15 protein-coding genes and 1 tRNA gene are annotated in these 21114 nt (G+C 43.6%); 13 read left to right on the top strand and 3 right to left on the bottom strand.

Going from position 1 to position 21114, the window contains the following annotated elements:
- Nucleotides 1-85: 85 nt before the first annotated feature.
- The 8 genes from coaE to BOCO_RS02600 all read left to right on the top strand — a co-directional run bounded on the left by coaE (nt 86) and on the right by BOCO_RS02600 (nt 10478).
- The gene (gene coaE, locus BOCO_RS02635; RefSeq protein ID WP_094722549.1) at nt 86-724 is read left to right on the top strand and encodes a dephospho-CoA kinase; all 639 of its coding nucleotides are present in this window, start codon (nt 86-88) and stop codon (nt 722-724) included.
- A gap of 28 nt (nt 725-752) precedes the next feature.
- Complete coding sequence (gene uvrB / locus BOCO_RS02630) at nt 753-2864, top strand: excinuclease ABC subunit UvrB (RefSeq protein ID WP_094722548.1); 2112 nt, start codon at nt 753-755, stop codon at nt 2862-2864.
- Nucleotides 2865-2915: 51 nt separating this feature from the next.
- The gene (locus BOCO_RS02625; RefSeq protein WP_094722547.1) at nt 2916-3902 is read left to right on the top strand and encodes a TerC family protein; all 987 of its coding nucleotides are present in this window, start codon (nt 2916-2918) and stop codon (nt 3900-3902) included.
- A 162-nt stretch (nt 3903-4064) separates the two neighbouring features.
- A complete protein-coding gene (gene pyk / locus BOCO_RS02620; RefSeq protein ID WP_094722546.1) occupies nt 4065-5507 on the top strand; it encodes a pyruvate kinase in 1443 nt (480 codons plus the stop codon).
- Nucleotides 5508-5757: 250 nt separating this feature from the next.
- Nucleotides 5758-5831: transfer RNA gene (locus BOCO_RS02615), tRNA-Leu, on the top strand.
- A gap of 23 nt (nt 5832-5854) precedes the next feature.
- Nucleotides 5855-6523: an ANTAR domain-containing response regulator gene (locus BOCO_RS02610; protein WP_476727130.1), complete on the top strand. Its 669-nt coding sequence runs from the start codon at nt 5855-5857 to the stop codon at nt 6521-6523.
- A gap of 33 nt (nt 6524-6556) precedes the next feature.
- Entirely contained in the window at nt 6557-9448 is a 2892-nt protein-coding gene (gene polA, locus BOCO_RS02605) for a DNA polymerase I (RefSeq protein WP_094722545.1), read from the top strand.
- A gap of 109 nt (nt 9449-9557) precedes the next feature.
- Nucleotides 9558-10478 (top strand): Nif3-like dinuclear metal center hexameric protein, encoded by a 921-nt coding sequence (locus BOCO_RS02600; protein WP_094722544.1) that lies wholly within the window; start codon nt 9558-9560, stop codon nt 10476-10478.
- A gap of 223 nt (nt 10479-10701) precedes the next feature.
- On the opposite strand, the gene BOCO_RS02595 is transcribed toward BOCO_RS02600, so the two are convergent.
- Nucleotides 10702-11628 (bottom strand): alpha/beta fold hydrolase, encoded by a 927-nt coding sequence (locus BOCO_RS02595; RefSeq protein ID WP_094722543.1) that lies wholly within the window; start codon nt 11626-11628, stop codon nt 10702-10704.
- 404 nt (nt 11629-12032) lie between these two features.
- On the opposite strand from BOCO_RS02595, the gene BOCO_RS02590 reads away from it, so the two are divergent.
- The 3 genes from BOCO_RS02590 to BOCO_RS07460 all read left to right on the top strand — a co-directional run bounded on the left by BOCO_RS02590 (nt 12033) and on the right by BOCO_RS07460 (nt 15722).
- Nucleotides 12033-13571: a DUF2130 domain-containing protein gene (locus BOCO_RS02590; protein ID WP_094722542.1), complete on the top strand. Its 1539-nt coding sequence runs from the start codon at nt 12033-12035 to the stop codon at nt 13569-13571.
- Nucleotides 13572-14091: 520 nt separating this feature from the next.
- Nucleotides 14092-14535: an SMI1/KNR4 family protein gene (locus BOCO_RS02585; protein ID WP_158520396.1), complete on the top strand. Its 444-nt coding sequence runs from the start codon at nt 14092-14094 to the stop codon at nt 14533-14535.
- Between the two features lie 338 nt (nt 14536-14873).
- Nucleotides 14874-15722 (top strand): immunity 22 family protein, encoded by an 849-nt coding sequence (locus BOCO_RS07460; protein ID WP_244568746.1) that lies wholly within the window; start codon nt 14874-14876, stop codon nt 15720-15722.
- A gap of 145 nt (nt 15723-15867) precedes the next feature.
- Here the strand turns inward: BOCO_RS07460 and BOCO_RS02575 are convergent, their stop codons facing one another.
- Together BOCO_RS02575 and BOCO_RS02570 are read right to left on the bottom strand one after the other, a co-directional pair.
- Nucleotides 15868-16521: a hypothetical protein gene (locus BOCO_RS02575; protein ID WP_094722540.1), complete on the bottom strand. Its 654-nt coding sequence runs from the start codon at nt 16519-16521 to the stop codon at nt 15868-15870.
- Nucleotides 16522-16857: 336 nt separating this feature from the next.
- Nucleotides 16858-17595, bottom strand: a complete 738-nt coding sequence (locus tag BOCO_RS02570) for a TetR/AcrR family transcriptional regulator (RefSeq protein ID WP_094722539.1) — start codon at nt 17593-17595, stop codon at nt 16858-16860.
- A 165-nt stretch (nt 17596-17760) separates the two neighbouring features.
- Between BOCO_RS02570 and BOCO_RS02565 the strand changes: the two genes are divergently transcribed.
- Together BOCO_RS02565 and BOCO_RS02560 are read left to right on the top strand one after the other, a co-directional pair.
- A complete protein-coding gene (locus tag BOCO_RS02565) occupies nt 17761-18462 on the top strand; it encodes an ABC transporter ATP-binding protein (protein ID WP_094722923.1) in 702 nt (233 codons plus the stop codon).
- Nucleotides 18463-18517: 55 nt separating this feature from the next.
- The gene (locus BOCO_RS02560; RefSeq protein WP_094722538.1) at nt 18518-21085 is read left to right on the top strand and encodes an ABC transporter permease; all 2568 of its coding nucleotides are present in this window, start codon (nt 18518-18520) and stop codon (nt 21083-21085) included.
- Nucleotides 21086-21114 lie beyond the last annotated feature (29 nt).

The following is a 21114-nucleotide window of genomic DNA, read 5'->3' as shown; positions in this document are numbered from 1 at the left end:
TGAGTTGGGCCTTTTTCATATCATACTCGGAGTACACTCTGGTGTTGTATCTACTACTGGCTGTTGCATAGGGGAGAAGGGGCGGATGCTTCGAGTTGGATTAACGGGCGGGATAGCTGCGGGAAAAACTACAGTTGCTAGGCACCTAGCAACTCTGGGTGCACAGATAATTGACTATGATCAGATTGCCCATCAATTAATGAGTCCAACTGGTGTTGCAGTAACTCAGATACAGAATGCATTTGGACCTCATGCAACAGATTCGACTGGTGGTATCAATAGGAAGTGGTTGTCTGAAGAAGTTTTTACTGATACCTCTCAACGACTCAAACTTAATACCATTATGCATCCATTGGTTTACCAGGTTGCTGCGCAGATGGATGAATCTTGGACGCACAGCAACAAGGTAGTTGTTCATGACATCCCTCTTTTAGCAGACGTGTATGATACGATACCCTTCCACTTTGCGCATATATTGACAGTTGAGGCCCCTACAGATATAAGAATTTCGCGTATGGTAAATGAGAGGCATATCACCCGTAAACAAGCTGTTGACAGAATCGCAAGCCAGGCTCCGCGGGTTCGCAGGGAATGTTTGTCTGATGTTCTTATAGACTCTTCCGTGTCTATAGAACAAATGTTCGATAATGTTGATATGATATATAACAGTCTGAGTCAGGAAGCTGTTCAAACTCACAAGGAAGCAATGCGGACAAGTAAATAAATTATATTGAAATGTACTGAGGAGTAAGATGGGGTTCAACATTGAGCGTACCAATAAGCCGTTTGTGGTCAAGTCGCCCTATAAGCCTTCAGGTGATCAACCTCAGGCCATTGATGCATTGGCAAGTCGAATAGAAAACGGCGAAAATGACGTTGTGTTAATGGGGGCAACTGGTACAGGTAAAACAGCTACTACAGCTTGGCTGATAGAACGATTACAAAGGCCCACATTGATTTTGGAGCCAAATAAAACGTTAGCAGCACAACTCTGCGCAGAATTCCGTGAACTCATGCCTGATAATGCTGTTTCGTATTTCGTTTCATACTACGATTACTACCAGCCCGAAGCATACATACCACAAACTGATACATATATAGAAAAAGATTCCAATATCAATGACGATGTTGAAAGGCTCCGTCATGCGGCTACAGCCAATCTGCTTACTCGACGAGACTGTGTGGTTGTAGCTACAGTTTCTTGTATTTATGGACTTGGTACGCCGGAAGAATACGCTGGGCGTATGCTTTTCCTCCACCAAGGACAGCAGATTAGTCGGGAGCACTTACTGCGGCAGTTCGTAGACATGCAGTACAAGCGGAATGACATAGCTTTTACCAGAGGAACTTTCCGAGTCCGAGGTGACACTGTAGAAATTATTCCAGTGTATGAAGAGCTAGCTGTTCGTATCGAATTCTTTGGCGACGAGATAGATAGGATTTCAACTCTTCACCCTCTAACAGGTGATGAGATTGCGCATGAAAATCAAGTACATATATTTCCTGCCTCCCATTACGTGGCGGGTCCTGAGAGGATGCAACGTGCTCTGAAAAGCATTAAAAACGAGCTCGATTGGCGGGTTAGTCAGTTGCACAAGGAGGGCAAAGAACTGGAAGCTCAGCGTCTTACCATGCGTACCACATACGACTTAGAGATGCTCACGCAAATAGGAACCTGCTCAGGAGTGGAGAATTACTCTAGACATTTTGATGGGCGTGAGCCAGGCACAGCCCCGCACACGCTCTTAGATTTTTTCCCCGATGATTTTTTGCTTGTGATTGACGAATCACACGTGACTGTTCCTCAAATTGGTGCTATGTATGAGGGGGACGCTTCCCGTAAACGTACTCTGGTGGAGCATGGTTTTCGACTTCCTTCTGCTATGGATAACCGTCCTTTGAAATGGCCAGAGTTTTTGGACAAGATCGGTCAGACTGTTTACTTATCAGCGACACCTGGTGATTATGAGATGGGACTTTCTGACGGGGTTGTTGAACAAATAATTCGACCTACTGGTCTGCTCGATCCCAACATTGAAATACGTCCTGTCAAGGGGCAAGTAGATGATCTGCTCGCTGAGATTAAGGATCGGATAGCTCGACATGAACGGGTTTTGGTTACTACGCTGACTAAAAAAATGGCGGAAGATCTAACTGATTACCTACTCGAGCGAGATATTAAGGTTGAGTATCTTCACTCGGATGTAGATACGCTTCGTCGTGTGGAGCTCTTGCGTGAACTGAGAGAGGGCAAAATAGATGTGATTGTCGGTATCAATCTCTTGCGGGAAGGATTGGATTTACCTGAAGTATCATTGGTAGCTATTTTAGATGCCGATAAGGAAGGATTCCTCCGCTCATACCGGTCTCTCATTCAGACTATTGGACGTGCGGCCCGTAATGTTTCTGGAACGGTCATTATGTACGCAGATCATCGTACTGACTCTATGGTGAAGGCAATTGATGAGACCAACCGCCGAAGAGCTAAGCAGATTGCATACAATACTGAGCATGGTGTTGATCCTAAACCACTGATTAAGAAAATTTCAGATGTTAATGACATGTTGGCAAAGGAAGACGTAGACACGCAGACACTACTTGAGGGAGGCTATCGTAACGCCGGTAAGGCAGGCAATTCCCATTTGGGTATTCCAACTTTTGATCAGGAAGAGGCTGATAAACGGCATCAAGAAATCCTTCAAGCTGGGCTCCCGGCTCAAGATTTGGCAGACCTTATCAGGCAGTTGAACGACCAAATGCATACGGCAGCTAAGCAACTTCAGTTTGAGCTAGCTGCTCGTCTGAGAGATGAAATACGGGATCTCAAGAAGGAGTTACGACAGATGACTGAAGCTAGCAAGTAGTAGACATTGTAAAAGCAGCATCTGTCGTAATTGGTCGATAGAGTTATAACTATGTCTGAGACCCCTCTTGCCTTTATGGTTATAACGTTAGTTGTTCTTGCTATCTTTTTTATTGTTGACCTCTTTGTCATAGGTCGCAAGCCTCACGTGCCATCTACAAAGGAGTGTCTACAGCATATTGCCTTCTTCATTGCAGCAGCAGTCGTCTTCGGTGCTGTATTGTGGTTTGTTGCAGGATCTCAGCCTGCTATTGAGTTCTATTCGGGCTGGTTAACAGAATATTCGCTCAGTATTGATAATCTTTTTGTTTTCGTTATTATCATGAGCAATTTTTCTGTACCTCGTCAGCTGCAAAAGTATGTTCTCAGTGTTGGCATCGCTATTGCTTTGGTCCTTAGGGGTATTTTTATTTTAGTAGGAGTCACCCTCATTACCAGATTTACCTGGGTCTTCTTTATTTTCGGTGCCTTTTTGCTGTACACAGCCTATAAGGTAGTGAAGGGGGAGGATGAAGAATATCATGAGAATAGACTTGTGAGCTGGTTGCGTAAGGCATTACGCATTACTGATGAGTATGATGGTGAGCATTTGCGCGTCAAAAAAAATGGTGTTTCTTACTTTACTCCCATGCTGATAGTTTTCTTAGCAATTGGAACAACTGATGTAATGTTTGCTTTTGATTCGATACCTGCTATTTTTGGCCTCACCCACGATCCCTTCATCGTGTTTACTTCCAATGTTTTTGCTCTTCTTGGGCTGCAACAGCTGTACTTCCTTCTCGGTGCCATGTTAGACAAACTAGCTTATTTGCCTATCGGTTTGTCTGTTGTGCTAGCGTTCATTGGAATCAAGTTAATTTTAGAAGCGCTTCATAGCAATACATTGCCTTTCATCAATTCCGGTCAACCAATTACGAGTGTTCCTGAGGTGCCAACGTGGCTTTCTTTGGCTGTCATTGTGCTAGCAATTGGTTCGGCTGCTCTTGCAAGCGTTATTAAGGCAAAGAAGGAGAGTAAGTCTGCTTTGCAAAGTGTTTAATGTTAAGAACGTTGCTGAAACTCCTATAATGCTTAGATTGTTAACGCTAACATGATTTCTTTGTAATCGTCCCATTTGCCAGCTAGTATTGAACTGTTGATACCAAGGGATAATTCCTCACTTGGTCAGAAACAATTCAAAGGAATAGGTAGGCGTTTGTATATGCGTAAAGCCAAGATTGTGGACACAATAGGTCCCGCTTCTGAGTCTCTAGAAGGCATTACCAAGCTCGTTGAAGCTGGCATGGATGTTGCCCGACTTAATCGTTCTCATGGCACTCCAGAAGATCATCTTCAGGTGTATAAGAATGTTCGTGAGGCAAGTAAGAAAACTGGTCGCAATGTAGCGGTTCTTGTTGATTTGCAAGGTCCAAAGATACGCTGCGGTTGGATTAAGAAGAATGCTGACGGCGAAGACAAGGTCGTGCTTAAGACTGGCCAAGAGTTTATTATTACAACCGATGACATCGAAGGTGATGAGCATATAACATCAACTACCTTCAAGGGTCTTCCGGGGGACTGCCACAAGGGTGATCCTATCCTGATCGATGATGGTAAGGTTCGTCTTGAGGTTACCGAAGTTGAAGGTAATAACGTTCACACCAAAGTTATAGTAGGTGGACCGGTTTCGTCTCATAAAGGCATCAACCTACCAGGTGTTGCCGTGAGCTTGCCGGCTCTTACAGAGAAGGATGAATCTGACCTTCGCTGGGGAATTCAGACTGGTGCAGACATTATTGCTATGTCTTTTGTTCGGTTTGCAACAGATATTGATCGTGCTCATGAAATTATGGATGAGGAAGGTCGTCGAATTCCTATTGTTGCAAAGATTGAGAAGCCACAGGCTGTAGAGAACCTGGAAGAAATTGTCAAGACATTCGACGGCATCATGGTTGCTCGTGGTGACATGGCCGTTGAGATGCCATTCGAAGAGGTTCCGCTCGTTACTAAGCGCTGCATTGAGCTTGCACGTCAGTATGCAAGGCCAGTCATCGTAGCTACTGAAGTTTTGGGATCAATGGTTCACTCACCGATTCCATCTCGAGCAGAAGCTTCGGACTGCGCAAATGCAGTACTCGACGGAACAGATGCAACCATGACTTCTAATGAAACAGCTGTAGGTGATTACCCTGACACCACAGTTACGACCATGGCCAGAATTTCTTCTTACGCAACATCTCACGGTTTCGATCGCATCCCAGCTATGAGAGATTTGGACATGTCTAATTCTGGTGCGGTTTCCTCTGCTGCTGTGGACTTAGCTGACAAACTCGATGCTAAGGCAATCGTGGCATTTAGTCAGACTGGTAATACCGTTCATCGTGTATCTCGTGAGCGCCCAGCTGCGCCAATTTATGCTTTGACGAGTGATGAGCATACTTATCACTGGATGGCTTTGTCGTGGGGTACTGAGGCCTTCCTCTGCGACCAAGATTATCATGGACTTAATCGTGAGTCCCTGATGGCATACATGGATAAGGTTCTTACACAGGCTGGCAAGTTAACAAACGGTGATAAGGTCGTTGTACTTAGCTGCGCTCAGACTGAATATCATCCAGGCTCTACAGACTCGATTTATGTACACACTGTTGGTGAGTCTGAATAAAAGCGCAATATAAGATATACGCTTCATGAATCTACGTGGTTCAATCTTTCTTACTGTTTGGAAGATTGAACCACGTTTTGTAATACGAAGCTGCATATGAGCTTTTCATTATGCTCGGCCATATCAGCACATGCAGAAGCTGCAATAGCATGTTCCTTTGCGTGAATACGCAAAAACTGAAAATGTTCGCGCAACGCGATGTGAGTTGTTCGTCGCACATATGTGCTAAATTCTTTTTAGGAAATAGTTAGCCCCTGTATCCCAATTGGTAGAGGAAACGGCCTCAAAATCCGTCCAGTGTGAGTTCGAGTCTCACCGGGGGCACGATATACGTGAGCATTTCGTTTGTGACAATACGAAGAGATAATCTGGAACGAAAATTCGGAAACGAGGTTAAAACGTTGGCTTCAGAGAGTAAAACTTACAGCGACGAATCAACTGCTAGGACAGTTGTAGTTGCTGAAGATGAGGCTTTGATCCGTTTGGACACCGTTGAGGCACTCGAGGATGCTGGCTATGAAGTGGTTGGTCAAGCTGCTTCCGGCCAAGAGGCAGTCGATTTAACCCGTGAGTACAAGCCGGATGTAGTAATCATGGATGTGAAGATGCCAGGAAAAGACGGCATTGAAGCTGCCACCGAAATTGGACAGGAAAATCTAGCTCCTGTGGTCATGTTAACTGCTTTTTCACAGCAGGGATTGGTGGAAAAAGCCGCTGACGCTGGCGCTTTGGCTTATGTTGTGAAGCCGTTCGCTCCTGAAAAGTTGTTGCCTGCTATTGAAGTGGCAATTTCTCGTTTTGAGCAGATCAATGCTCTTAAAGATGAAGTAACAGATATGAAAGCTCGTTTCGAAGCGCGTAAGCGAGTGGACCGAGCAAAGGGTCTGCTCATGGAAAACATGGGCTTGACTGAGTCCGAGGCATTCCGCTGGATACAGAAAACTTCTATGGATCGTCGACTGACTATGCAGGAAGTCGCTGATGCAGTTATTACCCAAGTGCAGGGTGATAACTAGATAACTTCAGGAAGCCTGAGAGGGGCTATAAGGATGAGTAAGTCAACCAACTCGACTAGTACAAAAGGCCCATTCTTGATCGTTGATGGTCACTCTCTTGCTTTCAGAGCATATTACGCGCTACCTGTTGACTCTTTTACCACTTCTGCCGGGCAACCGACCAATGCTATCTGGGGATTCGCTCAGATGCTTTCGCAGGTTATAGAAGCTGAGCATCCTACACACATAGCAGTAGCTTTTGATATGGCAGGTGGTACTTTCCGCTCTCAAATGTTGCCACAATACAAGGGAACAAGGGATGCGGCACCAGAAGAACTCATTAGTCAGCTGCCACTCATTCAAGACTTTCTTAACACTATGGGTGTCACCTATGTTGAAAAACAAGGCTATGAGGGAGATGACATCATTGCTACACTTGCCACGCAAGGTAAACGGGATGGGTACCAAACTCTCGTTCTTTCCGGTGATCGCGATGCCTTCCAATTAGCAAGTGAAAACGTCACAGTTCTGTTTCCAGGCTATCACTTCCGCGAACTAAAAAGGATGACGCCTGAGGCAATAGAGGAAAAATATCATGTTAATCCTCAAACCTATCCAGACCTAGCTGCTATCCGCGGAGAGCAGTCCGATAATATTCCTGGCGTTCCTGGAGTCGGTGACGGTTATGCTGCCCGTTGGTTGAATCAGTTTGGTAGCTTAAAAGGAATTATCGATCATGCTGATGAACTTACTGGTAAAAAGGGTCAAGCTTTCAGAGATAATATTGACCAAGTTACGCTCAACCGCAAAGTGAATGCCTTAGTATGTGATCTTAAATTAGGTGTTCGAGTCGAAGATTTAACGTTTGGACACATTCATTTAGACAAGGTTAATGCCCTTTTTGACCAACTCGAATTTGGGTCCCACACACGGAACAAAATGCTTAAAGGATTTAAATGTGTTGAGGACTGTGAAGGGACAGTGTCAGTTGCTGGTAAGGAAACTAGTTTCATCGATTTTCAAGAGCCTGTCCTAGATGTGGTAGAAGATGACATGGCCTTGCAGCAGTGGAGCGAAGAACACCTACCAAGCACTCAGGCTTCACAAGCAATCGCTGCTGCTATGCCTGATGCAGCTCCAGTTATTGAGGCAGCAGGTGACAGCGCACATGCAACGCAGACTGTCGAAGTTGTCTGCCCAGATTTAGGGCAAAGCGCCTGGTACCTGCATGCTCAAGGGCAGGCCAAACCTGGGGCCGAGAAATTGGAGGCACTTGTTTTTCTCGCCCCAGACGGTCACGCACTTGAGCTGGAAGCACACCATATCCATTCGATGGTGGGTAGCCTTCAAAAGATCATAGACAGTCGTATTGGCTCTTGTGTTGTATACGGGTATAAGGAAAATATACACCTGTTGCAAGCTGCAAGTTTGCAGTTGCCTATGCCTCTTTTTGATGTCAAACTTGCTCAATATCTCGTAGAACCAGACTTTCACGCAGCAGATCTAGATCAAGCTTTCGCTCATATGATGAAAGTACCTCTGAACACACAGCCTGAAGTTGAACAAGGCTCATTAGATATTGATGATCAAGCTGAGACGGAAGACGCAACACACAATGCGAATCGGATGTCTCTTCGGCGAGTTCAATACATCAAGCTCATGGCTGAGCATATTCAACCCTTGATTGAGCGCAGACAGCAGTTTAATCTGTTACGCATCATTGAAATGCCTACTTCAACGGTGCTTGCTGGTATGGAACATGAGGGCGCCAAGGTAGATATTCACAGGCTCAAGGAGATGGGCGATCAATTTGCAGCTGAAGCACAAGACGCTCAAAATATAGCGTGGGATCGTGCTGGTTCCCAAGTTAATTTACAGAGTCCTAAGCAGCTGCAAAAAGTTCTTTTTGAGGATATGGGTCTCAAACCGACAAAAAGAACTAAGAATGGTTCATACTCTACGAATGCTGCAGCCCTGCAAAAACTATACGTGACATCAGTAGACAATGAGCGTGCGAATGATTTCTTGGGTGCTCTGTTACGACATAGAGAAACTAATAAACTTAAGCAGATTGTTAATTCGCTCATGGAGTCAGTCAATCCGAAAGATGGCTGTATTCATACGACCTACGAGCAAACGGTGGCTGCCACCGGACGTCTAAGTTCGGTTGATCCCAATCTACAGAATATTCCGAATAAGAATGCTGCGGGTAGGGAAATTCGTTCGGCCTTTATTCCTGGAGAGAATTTTGAAACGCTGTTGAGCTGCGATTATTCTCAGGTTGAGCTACGGATTATGGCTGATTTGTCAGGAGACGAAAGCTTGATTGATGCTTTCAAGTCGGGGGCAGATTTCCACAAATACGTAGCATCTTTGGTATACCAGATTCCCATGGATGAAGTCACCAGTGATCAGCGTTCTCATGTAAAAGCGATGAGCTATGGGCTTGCCTATGGTCTATCCACTTATGGTTTAGCTCAGCAGTTGAATGTAAGCCCTGCAGAAGCTGATGTGCTACGATCCCAGTATTTCTCAACGTTTGGTAAGGTGCATGAATACCTAGAATCCTTGGTAGTTGATGCAAGAGTAAAAGGATACACTGAGACCATTTTTGGCCGTAGGCGTTACTTCCCTGGACTGGCTTCAACCAACCGGGTTACACGAGAAGCTGCTGAACGTGGAGCTTTAAATGCCCCTATACAAGGCTCAGCTGCTGACATCATGAAGGTTGCTATGATCAAGGCCCAGCATGCTCTCAGTAAAGCTGGATGCCAATCGCGAATCATCCTGCAAATACATGACGAACTTGTGGCAGAGGTTGCTGCAGGTGAAGTCGACATGGTGTCGAATATCATCACTGATGCCATGGAGCATGCTGTGGAGCTAGCTGTACCATTGGATGTTTCCACGGGTATAGGCTCTGATTGGCAACAAGCGGCTCACTAAAAGAGTTCATATTGCTGGCGTTGGTTTCTACTGGTGACGTGTATCAGTGTATTTCGTGAGTTTTTAGATTAGTGGTTTTGGACAGTAGTAAATAAGAAGGCGGGGAAGTATGGCACAATTACTGGGAACTGAGCTTTCCCTAGCTGAGGTAGTGAAGGTTCTTGAGTGTTTGTATCCACTTTCTTATGCAGAGGATTGGGACTACCCCGGCTTGGTTGTTGGTGATCCTGACTGGTCGGTAAACCGAATATATTGCGCAGTTGACCCCACTCTTGAAATCGTAGAAGAGGCAATTGAGTCTGGAGCGCAACTGTTAGTCTGCCATCATCCGCTGTTCTTCCGGTCAGTACACGAGATTTCAGGTAAGGGTGTGCATGGTGCCATCGTTAACCGTTTGATCCAGGCTCAGTGTGGTCTCTGGGTGGGGCATACGAATGCTGATGCAGCCATGCGTGGAGTAGCGCAGGCTGCTGCTGACGCTATGGGCTTAGTTGATCAGCATCCGCTACAAATCGTGCAAAAGGATACGGACGACTGGCATGTGCTCCATGGCCTTGATGGTGAGGTCGGCCTAGGTAGAGTTGGAAGATTGAGAAGGCCAATGAGCTTACGTGACTGTGCGGGTCTTGTGGCTTCTCTTTTGCCGCCTACGCAGGTAGGGGTGCAGGTTGCCGGCGATCCAGATGCATCAGTTCAGACAGTAGCGGTACTGCCAGGTTCTGGTGATTCCATGTTTGATGCAGTACGAGCTAGTGGGGTAGACGTCTATGTAACCAGTGATTTACGTCATCATCCAGTGACTGATGTCAGAGAACAGGCTCAGTATGAGGCACAGCTGCGCTTCCAGTCAGGCGGAGATACTCAAGCTCGACCTATGCTGATCAATACACCCCATTCAGCAATTGAAAGCCTGTGGTTTACCTACGCCAAGTACGACATTCCGGAAGCTGTGAAAAAGGCAACCGGTCAAACAATAGAAATAGAAGTCACCAAGCACAGCAGCGACCCCTGGACTTTCGTATTACGCTAAATGTAAGATATACCGTTTGAGTTGCCAGAATGGCTCATCAAAAGGCAAAAAGACTCTCACCACATATAAACGTACCCTGTTATGCGCTCATCTATCTTGCTGCCCCTAGAGTTACTCTACTGTTCTATATTGAGTGTTTACCTTGCAGTAGTTTTTGTGGTATGAGATTGTGGAGAGTTGTTTATCATTACAACTTATTAATTGACAAGCAAGGGCTACATTTTCATTCAGCAAGAGTTAACAGCAGAGTATCAATAAAGTGGTCAGGTTCTTCCCACTGTGGGAAGTGGCCGGAATGCTCAAACCAATGCCAGCTCTTGGGGCTATTGATAGTTTCATACCAAGCGTGAGCATTTGAGGAAGAGACATGGTAGTCGTACCTGCCTTCGAAAAAGGCTACTGGGAGATCAAAGTGGTGAATGTCAGTGAAATTCGTATCCATTAGCTCATGCCAGAGGTAAGTAATACTTTGCATCGAGCCTTTCTGTCTGTTCAAGAGTTCGTGGATGGAATAACGACCGCAGGTCAAAAAAGGCCAAATAAGATTATTCATGTTGGAATGTTTGTAAAGGGAACCACCGTTTTTGACCACAAGTTTGGTGAGCCTTAATAATGTCTTTACCCAGTTCTGTCCCACTATGGCTTCATTGTAGTTGTCTAGGAAAGTTAGAGTATCGGCGTCTTTTGTGTGTGCGCGGACGAAAGCTATTTGTTCTGCTGTAATGGCATGCATATCGACTGCCTGCCCACATCCTATGTAATGGTGAACCAATTCAGGATACGCTTGAATAAACATAATTCCTAACACGCTGCCCCAAGAATGTCCAATGAGATAAATTGTATCTTGGTTGAAGCGGTCAAGCAGGTGCAGCGTCAGCTGGTGAATATCTTCAATATAGGTATTTATACTAGGATGGTTGTTTGCTGTGAACGGATAATAGGAAAGTCCTGCACCACGCTGGTCCCAGACCACGAGGTTATATCGTTGAGCGAGATTGATATTATATCTTTCAATCAATGGAAGGCAGGTATCACCAGGGCCGCCATGCAAATAGAGGAGAACAGGGTTCGCAGAGTTGTCGCCAAGAACACAATAGCGCTGGTCAACGCCGTTGATATATGCAGTGTCAATGTGATACTTGGTAACCATAATCGTCCTTGCAACAGTGCGTACTTTGAGCAAAGAACTACGCAATAACTAATCCTCTCTCGCTATTTTAGACTTTTGGTTTTTTTCTGCAAGGTAAGCAAAAATAATATAGTTTTAGTTATTTCAATGGCAGACAGCACTGAAGATAGCGTACTGCTTTAATCCTATACTTTTTGGTGGGATGTTTGGCTACAACTCTAAAGCTGATTACAATGGGGAGGACGCTGACTGTCTTTTACGGGGTGGAATCACGAACGTATACATAGTAGGAATACATAATTTCAAAACGTTATATTATGCGTGTATTCAATTTCGTAACATTACAACAGATCCTATTCTACTGTGAATAAGCGTTTCATTCTGATGATTATGGTTGATTTAGCTGTATTGAAAGGAAAGCTGGAATGGCAGAAATAATTTGTCCGAATTGCAAGAAGGCGTTCAAAATTGATGAAGCTGGATATGCTGCTATCCTAAATCAAGTTCGGGATAAAGACTTTGATAAGCAGATTCACGAGCGACTAGAGCAAGCAGAACGCGAGAATAAACAAATGCTTGAACTAGCCAAGTCAAAGGCTGCGCAAGAGCTACAACAAGTGCAGAATACAAAGGATTCTCAAATTCAAGAATTGCAAGCAAAACTTGAGTCTGAGCAATCAGCTAAAGAACTCGCGGTTTCTGAAGCAGTACGACAAGTGGAGAAAGAAAAGAATGAACTTACTGCCAAACTTGAAACGGCTCAATTAGAAAAACAGAAGGCAATAGAACTAGCTGAAGCTAATTCTAAGAGTGAACTGTTGAAAGTATCATCGAAACAAGAAGCAGAAATCAACAATCTGAAAAATCAGCTGGCGTCTATAGAACTTGAGAAAAAGCATGAGTTAGCTGAAGCGCTAAATGATGTAGAAAAAGAACGCGACTCGATCAAGAGCAATCTTGATAAACTGCGTCTTGAAAAAGATTCAGAAGAGAAACTCTTGCAAGAACAGTTGAAATCTGAGATACAGCGGATAACTTCATTAAAAGAATCAGAAATTTCTGAGCTTAAAAGCAACCTTGAAACGGAAAAACTTAAAGCAGAGGTAGAATCAACATCACTCAAAGAGCGATATGAAATACAACTTAAGGATCGAGACGACGAAATTGAGCGATTACGCGATTTTAAAGCAAAGTTATCTACCAAGATGATTGGTGAAACGCTGGAGCAACACTGTCAAACTGAGTTTAATAAACTACGTTCCACTGCTTTTCCGAATGCATATTTTGAAAAAGATAATGATGTTAGAACGGGCAGTAAAGGAGATTTTATCTTTCGAGATACAGACGACTCTGGTACTGAAGTAGTGTCCATTATGTTCGAGATGAAAAACGAGTGTGATACGACTTCAACAAAGCATAAGAATGAGGACTTTTTCAAGGAGTTGAACAAAGATAGAAATGAAAAACGGTGTGAATATGCAATCTTAGTATCCTTGCTTGAACCTGATAATGAGCTCTATAATGAGGGCATTGTTGACGTTTCGTATCGGTATCCCAAGATGTATGTCATTCGACCTCAGTTTTTTATTCCAATCATTACCCTGTTGAGAGATGCAGCAAAAAATTCACTTCAATATAAAAATGAGCTTGAAGAGGTAAAAGCCCAAAATATCGATATCACTCATTTCGAGGAGGAACTAGAGAGCTTTAAAGATGCGTTTGGTCGAAATTATGGAATTGCTTCGAAAAAGTTCCAAAATGCATTAGATGAAATAGATAAATCCATTTCTCATTTAAATAAGATAAAGGAAGCCTTGATCGGATCTGAAAATCAACTTCGCTTAGCTAATAACAAGGCTCAAGATGTTAGTATTCGTCGACTTACACGTGGTAATAAAACCATGAAAGATAAGTTTGCTCAAATGGAAAAAGAAAACAAGGTTGATGTAAAATCAAGTAACTGATAGGTATCGATCGATGGGGGAGATCGTTACTTAGTTTTCTCTTTCAATCACCGCTTTGTTGAGGTAGTTAATAATACAGTAACTTCAAAAAATAAGGTTGTACGAGAACTTATCGCGAGTAAAACAATTATCGATGATTTTCGCTTTACAATGACTAAGCATTCAGATCGGATTTTGGGGATTGATTCCACTCTCTAGGAGTATGTTTCAGGTGAAGTTTTTTGAACGGTTTTGCGATGATTTCTCAGTTGCTGATAATTGTAAGGTGTCTAGACAAAAGCAAAGTAGGGGTTAGCGAGATTGAAAGGTGCTAGAACTCCTACACGCCTTTTTCTTGCTGGCACGGAATGCTCTAACAGAAAATACATAATGCAGGTTCAGGCTAGCGTTTGAGCTGGTTGAGCCGACATGTGCTGATAAGAGCCTGTAATATTGAGCTAGACACTGACGGGAGAAGCCGTTGATTGCAGATTGTAAGGATGGTGCAGTGTTCACATCGCAGTATAAGGTTCCACAGAACGTGGACGATCTTGTGTTAGCATTACCTCTTAATAGAAGCACTGCTGGTGCATATGTGCAGTTTCTGAAACAATACAACGTCGTGCTGTTTAATACTGAACCATATATTGATTACTGCATATCGTGTGATGGAGAATTATTGCCCCTGGAAGTTTTGTTCGGTTTTTCGCAGGTAGATGCTGAAGACGTGTTAGCTACGAATGATATGTATGAGTATAGGATACCTGAAGATTATTGTGCAATAGCAAGCATTAATTATGGGGATCTGTTGTGCCTGAGTCCTCAGGGCGAAGTGTTGTATTGGAACCATGAAGTGCATGATCTCTATCTGGATATGACAGTGAAGGATGGTTATCTGGAGCAAAATACTGATCTGTCGTTTGTCGCAGAGTCTTTTGACGCCTTCATGTCAATGATTACGAAAACAGTAGTAGAGGATGATTGAGATTCAGGATGTGAAATGGACATGGCTTCTCGCTGCTGTTCCGTATGAGTATCACTAAGCTTAGAGATGCGTTTGGGGAGAAGGCGTAAGTCGCTGAATAGAGTTTACAATGGTACATCATTTAGCAATATAAGAACACTATCGAAAGCTGTACATTCGATACATGGTCTGATAACTTGTCAGTATCGGATAATCATCAGAAGAGTATATGTTTCTTGTGTAATAATTTCGATAAATTGATTGCCGGATGAGTGCGTGATGATGATGTTGAACAGTTGCTTGGGTTATGAGGAAGAACCACAGCTGAGGCTGTGCCTGAAGGATGGTGAGTGAGTGTAATGACTAGGGTAGATGTGAATAAGGTCGCTATACAGTTGTGGATTGGCACAAATACCTCTTCGGACGATGAGTACCTGCAGTATTTCGAAGAACACGAAACTGATTTACTTGATTTTGTTACACCATCATGCTTGTTTTGCGCAGATATTGGCGAACTGAATTACATGCCAAAACGGCTCGTAGTTCCTCAGCGTTACTTAACGGTGCAGCAGATCGAACATGTTCTCAACGACATAGCAGTGAATGAGGAAGAAAAACCTAAGATTAACGAACGGTGTAAAGCTTTAGGTATTACAAGTGCTAATGCGGTGTTTTGGTATATCAATAATGATGTTGTGTTGGATTTGGAAGTACAACAACCATATAAAGACAGTTACAATGGGCTGAAATACATCGGTGAATTCAATGCTAACACCCGATATCCACTCGTTCCATATGACCCAACTAGTAACAGCCACTTGTGGATTGGTACCACTTATGAGCCGGCTGATGAGTTTAATACATATTTCGAGCTTGACTATTCCGAAGAGGATATGGACAGTCCCAATTATAAAATCTGCGGATTTTGCAAGGATACGGGCAATATCTGGTATGACGAAGACTTTATTGGCTATCCAGACCATTTAAAGGAAGAAGTTGATATAGGTACTCTAGTTGATGAATTAATCGATTCCGATTTGGATTGTAGGGAGCAGATTGTTAACGCCTGCCATGAATTAGGCATCACTAAAGCCAATGCTGTAATCTGGTACACTGCTGAGAGCAAGTATGATAGTGAATTTACTCTGCACAAACCGTATAAAGACAGTTATAACGGTCTGAAGTACGTTGGAGTATTCAAGTTCTAGCATCCCTGGTGACAGTGTGATAGGCTCCTTACGGGCTCTTGGAAGCGAGTGTTGTGAAAATCAATCGTTGCTGACAATCTTTGTGTAGAATTCGTATGTACTCATTCGGTCTTACCTAGCCTCTTCTGAACGTATAAGGGCTGACTTAAGCTAGCCTGTCAGAATTAGTTGAAATGAATCGTCGAAGGCGTGGGTCGGTGGTATTGATAAGGTATAACCCTGCTTCTACTTCATGGTGGGCAAGCGTATCTTCGTATACTCGGCGCCAGGTATTGTCGTATATGTCTTTAAAATCTATAGATATTAGAGCGTATTGTTCGAAACTGTGTGACGTTTTTGGGTCAAAAAATACTGGTGATGAAGCAAAGTTATCAGTGTCTTCTTTAGGGTAATCCCAAGAAGCGTAGCCCTTTTGAATATTTGTTTGTATGCACCATACTCCTCTTGGCAAGAGACGCCATGGTTTGTGGCATTTTGGTGCAACATGAAATTGTAAGTTGTCGAGTTGCCTGTCATAGGTATCAAGAGATGGCCAGAGAACATGAACTTTAACATCTCGTATTGCACCACGACTTTCATTATCAATAATGAGTCGGCGTTCGTTACCCTTTCTTGCTATCCAAGCGTCAACTAAAAAGGCTTCATACCGGTGAGAGTAGTAACTATCTTCTATTTTGTTCTGTTCTTGCGTTTTGAGGGTTTTCCTTAATTGGGCAATAGACACAAATATCGCCGCGACAGTCGCCATAGCTGTTATTACATTGGTATAGTCTGCAATGGAGAATGTGGTTATAAGCATACTTTTTTCTTTCGCCCTCGTTGTCATCATTGATGGCTGTACACAGAGTTCCCCTTGCTCTTCATAGAAGCTCATAGGACAGAATAAAGTAATCAGCAGACAGGTATCAATAGGTCAGTGATTGAGATATTGGCAAGAGTGTATGACGTAATAGGTTCAGAAATAGTAATTATGAATTGTCAATAATTGCAGTGTAAAGGGTATGTTTAGGAAAACTGATAAGAGGGGATGAAACAAGGAAAGTGTGATGCTCAGGAAGTCCTGAGACGTGAACGCTAGCAAAAGGCTAAAGTGCTTTCCTATGACTGGTCTTCAAGTGAAAGTCAATTAGATATTTCAATCGTGTTCGAGGATCTTCGATTTGTATTGACCGATATCAAGGGCAGCTCCTTGCAAGATGTCGATGAACAAGGTAACAAGATAGTCAACTGAATTGTGTTCTGGATCGTCTAACCATTTTCTGACCAATCCTAGTTTGCCAGCAGCAAAGAACTCAGCTAGGTAGTCTAATCGTGTAGTGGCATCCGAATCATCTACTAATGTCTGTGGTGTAGAAAGTAGATAGTTTGGGGTATTCGATTCTGAGCGCGAAGACTTGCGTTCGTCCGCTTGTAGGTTGGTTTTCTGGCCTGTTTGTATACTGCTGTCCGACTGTACGCTGGTGCTTGTCAGAGTTAAGTATGCTTGTACTGCTGTTTTGACCATGCTGTTGAGCCGGGAAACAAAGGCAGGATCGCCGTGAGGTCCTAAAAGAACTTTAAAGTACTGGATGTCACTCTGCTTGCTCGTAAGAAAAGCAGTGATTTCTTCTCGTAAAGTCTCTAATGGGGTTTGTTCGGTGAAATGAATGTCGATAAACTGTTCCCGCTCGTCGAGTAGAGAATCCTCTATGTCGTTGAGGAGTTCACGTAGGTTCCGATAGTACAGGTAAAAAGTGGCGCGGTGGTATCCCGCTAGATGAGTAACTTGTTGTATTGTTATCTTTTCAATAGGTTGGTTTTTATAGAGCTGCCAAAAAGCGTCTTCTAATCGTTGGCGTGTTTGTTCGGTCACTTCCGGCTGTTTCGTGGCCATGAGATTCCTTATGCTTCGCTGAATACGTTTGTTGTTTATGCAGCATGTTGTATTACACAACAATTTAGCTTGCATTGTTGATTGATGATCATTGTTTAATTTCATAGTCTACATCTGTGCACGACAAGGCGTCGAGTAATGAGCAAAGTGGAATGGAAAACAGCAATGGGATATATAGACTTCGAATCAGTTACTAAACAGTATGGTAGCGGTGAGAGCACAATAACAGCTTTAGATGAGGCGACCTTTGCTGTTGAACAAGGACAGCTTGCTCTCGTCCTTGGTGCATCAGGTGCAGGTAAGTCTACAGCTTTAAACATCTTAGGCGGTATGGATCGTGCTAGCAGTGGCCGAGTTGTGGTGAATGGGCAGAACATTACTACAGCCACTGATAAGCAGCTGACCAATTACCGGCGAACTGGGACCGGTTTCGTTTTTCAATATTATAATTTGATGCCTAACTTAACGGCTCTTGAAAATGTTGAACTGGCAAGCCAAGTATCAAATCATGCGCTAGATCCTAGGCAAACTCTACGTGATGTTGGGCTCGGTGAAAGACTCCACAATTTTCCTTCTCAACTTTCAGGAGGGGAGCAGCAGCGTGTGGCTATTGCGAGAGCTCTTGCAAAGAACCCTGACCTACTCTTGTGCGATGAACCTACCGGAGCTTTGGATTATCAAACAGGTAGACAGATTTTAAGCCTCCTTCAGGAAAGTTGCCGTTCGAGGGGGATAACAGTTTTAATTATCACGCATAATTCAGCTATCGCACCGATGGCTGATCGGATCATTCGTTTTCGCTCGGGTCGGGTGACAGAAATCTCTGACAGTGAGCAGCCCAAACTTGTTACTGATATCGAGTGGTAGGACAGTGTCAATCTCAACTCAAGTGAGTAATGGCATGAGGTAAGGAACAAGAAATATGAATACAGAGGTTAATACACAATGCATCCATCGTGTCTGGCGGCGTATGAACAGGACCGCTCTCTGGACTGATGCTCTTCGGGCAATCGTCAAAGAGTGGAAACGTTTTGGGGCTATTCTTATCATCTGTGCTTTAGGGGTCGCTATGCTACTCGGTTTCACTGCCTTAGCAGAAGATATGCTTCAAAGTGCAGATGCTTACTACAAGCAGGAAGGGCTTTATGATTTATCTGTCACTGCCCCTGGTGGTCTCAACCAGCAAGACTTACGGCAACTTGAACGAATTCGAGGAGTGAGTGGCGTAGCTGGTGTTGTAGAAGACAATTATGATGCTACTGTTGCAGGCAAAAGAAAGAGTTTGACCATCAGTTCTCTTAACAATCAAAATATCAATCGCCCATATGTTGTTACTGGGGTATTGCCTCAAAGCTCAAATCAAATTGCAGTGAACGAGCGCTACCTTATAGACTCGGGGAAGCACTTAGGTGATCCCGTATCTTTGTCTGAACTTACAATACGCTCAGTAAACGGGAACTCTCCGTTTTTGTTCAAAGATGTTACCTATACCATCGTTGGTCAGGTCAACGATCCGAATAATGTATATAGTTCTCAATTTGCCACTGGTTCCATGTCTACCCAAGCTGACTACGCTTTCTTTGTTCCTCCATCATCTGTGATGAACAAGGGCTATTACAGCAAGGTTTATATGAAGCTTACGGGAACTGAAGGAGTGCTCTCTTATAGTAAAGCATATGATACACAGTTAGACACAACAAGACGAGCTATATACAAAAGTGCTGTACCGGCGGGTAGTCATGCGAGCTCTGACCATAGTAAGGCAGGTCATCAACAACAACGGTCATATTGGATCGTTACGGATCGTAGCTACTTACAGAGTTATAACCAAATTGATACACAAGTGAGTATGTTAAGGGTTTTTGGTGTTGCTTTTCCTGTCCTGTTTCTTTTAGTTGCTGTGCTGATTAGTTTGACATCCATGACACGTATGATCGAAGAAGACCGTCAGTTACTGGGGGCATATAGCGCTCTGGGATATAAAAAGTCTGAGATTTCGTTCAAATACTTGTGTTTTGCTTGTCTTTCAAGTTTGTTTGGCTCGGGGCTAGGGGTGATACTAGGAACTATTTGTCTACCCAAGATGGCGTTCCCGGTACTGCGTGAAATGTATGTCATTCCTCAATATATGTTGCAGTTCAATGCAGTGATGGTGTTCATTGGGTTAGTGGCATTCGTTGGCTCTATAACAGGAATTACATGGTTCTCTTGCGCTCGCCAGCTACAAGAATGCCCTTCAATGCTCATGCGTCCACGAGATCCTCAAGCTGGTAACACCGTTCCCCTTGAAAAAATGAGTTATATATGGAATCATTTATCGTTCCTCAATAAAGTTACGGCTAGAAACTTATTCAGGTATAAGTCGCGTGCTCTTATGAGTATTTTTGGGATATTCGCTTCCACAGCCTTGATGATGATTGCCTTGACTCTGAGCAATACATTGCTGAGCTTGCCGGAAAAGCAATATGGTGGAGTTTATGGGTACGATGCTATGGTTACAACTAATTCCAAGCAAGAGGAGAAAGCAACCCGAGAGCTTACAACAGATAAGCGAATAACTGCTATAAAACCTGTTGCCGTACAAATGGTGAGCCTTACGGGGTCTACTAGTACCGATGAGGTCGTTGATAAAGCTAAAGCACAACAATTAACGAGAGTTCCGCTTCAACTTATCGTCGTACCTGATGGACAATCGTTAGATGGTTATATAAGTTTGCAGAATGCTAGTGGTAAAACTCCACTCAAGCTTCCCAAGTCTGGGGCGATCGTAACTACTAATGCGGCTAGACTTCTTGGGATTCAGGTAGATTCGGAAGCTTGGGTGGAAGACAGTGCCCGCAATCAGTATCATGTTACCGTAATGGCAATCACTGAAAATTATGCAGGTAATGCTCTGTATATGACTCAGTCTGCATATTGTGAGATTACTTCCCATCGAGATTATCCACCCAATGCGTTCCTTCTGAAAGTGAGGGGTGACTCAGCGGAGAAAATTGCTACAGCTGTGGATTTAGAACAGAATGGAATCTACCGATCAGTAGTTAGTAATCAGCAGCTCAAGAATGATTTTTCTGAGAAATATGCTGTAGTTAATGATGTTGTGGGTCTGCTTATTGTTATGGCCGCGCTCCTAGCTATTGTGGTGTTGTTTACGCTGTCAATGACTAATATTTCTGAAAGGAAACGCGAACTGGCAACAATAGAAGTTTTAGGATTTACTCGTCGCGAAGTCCATTCATATGTTAATAGGGAGACGTTGGTATTAACAATTGTGGGGATTGCAGCAGGAATGACTGCTGGATGGGGTTTAACATACCCTATCATCGCTATGATGAAAATGCCTGGTATTCATTTGGAGGTGCAGACGGCACTATCTGATTGGGTAATTGTCAGTATTCTGGCCCTAACTTTTTCCATGCTGGTTATGCTTATTTCTAACAGAAGTTTAGACCGGATAGATATGGTCGAATCTTTGAAGAGCCCAGAATAGGTGTTGTAGGTCTGCCTTATTAGACGGTG

The sequence above is a fragment of the Bombiscardovia coagulans genome, assembly GCF_002259585.1.
GTDB classification, from domain to species: Bacteria; Actinomycetota; Actinomycetes; order Actinomycetales; family Bifidobacteriaceae; genus Bombiscardovia; species Bombiscardovia coagulans.
Note: the sequence above shows the minus strand (reverse complement) of the source record. Positions and strands in the feature narration are given on the sequence as shown.